Annotated in this window: 1 protein-coding gene; it reads left to right on the plus strand. The window is 48.6% G+C overall.

What is annotated here, in order from left to right:
* The coding region (locus tag B5G28_RS14315) for an IS3 family transposase (RefSeq protein WP_144265594.1) at window positions 1–482 on the plus strand (482 nt) is incomplete at its 5' end.
* Window positions 483–545: the final 63 nt, after the last annotated feature.

Here is a 545-nt window from a genome sequence, read left to right on the forward strand (position 1 = left end):
AAAGACCTAACAGCAAATGGGTCACAGATATCTCTTATATCCATACGGAACAAGGTGTCCTGTACCTGTCCATGATCCGGGATTTATACGACAACAGCATTGTGGCCTACAAGACTGCAGCCCAGCAAACGGTGAATCTGGTGCTGGACACCATTCGCCTTGCCATGAAGAAAGAGAAAGTCGCTGGGGAGTTGCAGCTCCACAGCGACCAGGGCTTTCAATATACCTCACACGGATATTTTAAGCTGACTCAATCTTACGGCATTACGCCTTCCATGTCAAGACGCGGAAACTGCTATGACAACGCAATGGCCGAAAATTTTTTCGGTATCCTGAAAACAGAATGCATCTACCGCCAAAAGCTCAAGACATTTCAGCAGGCCAATGACCTGATTGACGAATACATTCACTTCTATAACCACGAGCGGCTCCAGACAAAGACTGGCCTGGCTCCGCTCTCGCTTCGCCAGGCCAGTCTTTAATTCGCTTGTTCTACCCCTTGCAGGCCTCTTTTTTGTACTGTCCGCACAATATGGGGCGGTTCA

This window comes from Faecalibacterium sp. An77, assembly GCF_002161315.1.
Lineage (GTDB): Bacteria > Bacillota > Clostridia > Oscillospirales > Ruminococcaceae > Faecalibacterium.